Genomic DNA, 2,264 nt, shown 5'->3' on the forward strand with positions numbered 1-2,264 from the left:
CTCCTGGCCTATGGACTTGTGGATAAGCCATTCTGAGAGTAAGGTGAATGAACTAACAAACCGGGAATAGCTCTTATTTTTCCTGAATTTTGTTCCAGATCCCCGGACCTAGCTAATTTTGACCTTAGGGGTAGAAATAGAGCTGCAACTACTAGATGCTAAGACTTATAATTTATGTGCAAAAGCAAAGGAAATTCTAGAACTAACACGCCATTTAGAAAAAATAAAGCCCGAATTTTATTTAAGTACTCTCGAAATAAATACTGAAAAATGTTATTCGGTTCAAGACATAGAAACGGATTTAAATGAGACCATAGCGAGCTTACACCAGAGCACTCAAGATTCTGGGGTATTGTTTGCAACTACCGGCTCTCACCCTTTTTCAAAATATTCAGACTGGGTAATTTCACTTAACCCCCGCTATAAAGAACTTATTGATAGGAACCAATGGTTAACGCGACGAATGAGCGTCTATGGCTTGCATGTCCATCTGGGTATGGCCAGTGGTGATGAATGTATCCGATTTAATAATTTTTTTATGTATTTTTTGCCTCATTTGTTAGCACTTTCTGCGAGCTCACCTTTTTGGCAGGGTATTGATACCGGACTTTCATCATGTAGGCCTACCACCTATGAGGCCTTGCCAACAGCAGGCCAACCTTATCCAGCCCGCAATTGGCAGGAGTTCGCCCAACTTTATCAAACGCTTAAATCGTGTGGGTCTATTAAATCAATGAAAGATTTATGGTGGGATTTAAGGCCTAGTCCTGCTTTTGGCACCTTAGAGTTACGTGTTTGCGATGGCGCTGCGACTCTTTCTGAAGCTTTAGGCTTAGTGGCATTCATCCATACACTCGCTCATTGGTTTAACGATAATGGTATGTGGCTCGAGACTGTTAATTATCCTAACTTTTGGCTCGCTCGAGAAAATAAATGGCGCGCGCTTCGTTATGGATTAGATGCTGAATTAGTAACCAATACCCAGGGTAAAACCAAGTTATTGCGCGAAGATCTTGCTGAGTGGTTTGTTAAATTAGCTCCTTATAGTAAGCAATTAGGGTATGAAACTTATTTTACTACCTTAAAAACAATAATGAGCCATGGAACAAGTTCTGAGCGCCAAAGGGCGGTCTTTGAACGTAGCCAGTGTGTGACTGAGGTTGTTAAACATAATGTGAGTGAATTTTATTTGCAAACCCCTCTCTATAATGGTGAGGTTGCTTGTTTATAAGAGGATAATTTTAGGAGCATCCGCTCAAGAGTTTAAGCAGTGTTGGGCCGAACGGCCCAACAATCCGAGGTAGTGCTTGAGCTTAATTGAGGGTAAAATTTTTCAACAATTGCTTTCTTAATAAAAACATAATGTTTATCTGCTAAAATGAGCTATTTTTATACTTCCCCCAATGACTATGGCTCGCGCTAAATTTTTTAAATCAAATCGGACACATGTAATCGAACTTTATTGTTACAGTGATCAATATCCAGAACAAGTGGATCATGAACTCATTTCTGGTGCGGATGCGGGCACTGTTTTGACCACACTATATGGTCAGGATGTGAGGTTCGTCTATGCGCCTGATGCGGAAAAATTTACTTTAATTTTGCACGAGGCTAAAAAAAGAGCCTCTACCCAAATGATCATCAATCTCTATGAACCCGATAATGTGAACTACTTATTATCCCGAGTCTCTCCTGGGGATTCTATACTTATTAACGCCCAAGGCGACACTGATGCCCAATTAATTGCAGGGTATGATGCTGAAGAATTGGTTGATATCCTGCTCAATGATTTGGAATTAAAAAAAAAACCTCTAAAAAATTTGGATCTAGATGCTTGCAGAATGGGAAGGGTTGTAAGCTACCGTAATGATTTAAAAAAACATTTAACCAATTTTCAAACCCTAACCACTTATACTGATTTATGCACGGTCTCAGGCGGTGAACTACCTTGCCGTATGTGGATAGGGGAAAGTGATGCGGGTGATTATTTTTATACCGAAGCTGAGCTAGATAAAAAAGGGAGCCGCATTACTGAATACACCGATAATTATGAAAGCTCATTAAAAAAAATTCGGCAAGCAAACTCGAACGAGCCAGAAGAAATTGATTTATTCAAGGATATTAAGATGGTAAACCCAAGCTGCTAACTTACTCATGTTACGCACGGTCAATTTTAAGCTGCCATATTTTTAAGCTCCTGCCAAGCAATCTGGTTCGCTCTAAGAATCAATTTGTACTTAATAGCAAAGTGATTTAAATGAGTT

Annotated in this window: 2 protein-coding genes; both read left to right on the forward strand. The window is 39.6% G+C overall.

Features of this window, described 5'->3' with window-relative positions; genetic code table 11:
- Positions 1-118 precede the first annotated feature (118 nt).
- Positions 119-1,231, forward strand: coding sequence for a YbdK family carboxylate-amine ligase (locus tag ELY15_RS15240; RefSeq protein ID WP_233586848.1), 1,113 nt, complete (start codon positions 119-121; stop codon positions 1,229-1,231).
- Between the two features lie 178 nt (positions 1,232-1,409).
- Positions 1,410-2,147 (forward strand): hypothetical protein, encoded by a 738-nt coding sequence (locus ELY15_RS15245; RefSeq protein WP_127101532.1) that lies wholly within the window; start codon positions 1,410-1,412, stop codon positions 2,145-2,147.
- Positions 2,148-2,264: the final 117 nt, after the last annotated feature.

The organism is Legionella sp. km772 (assembly GCF_003989735.1).
GTDB lineage: Bacteria > Pseudomonadota > Gammaproteobacteria > Legionellales > Legionellaceae > Legionella.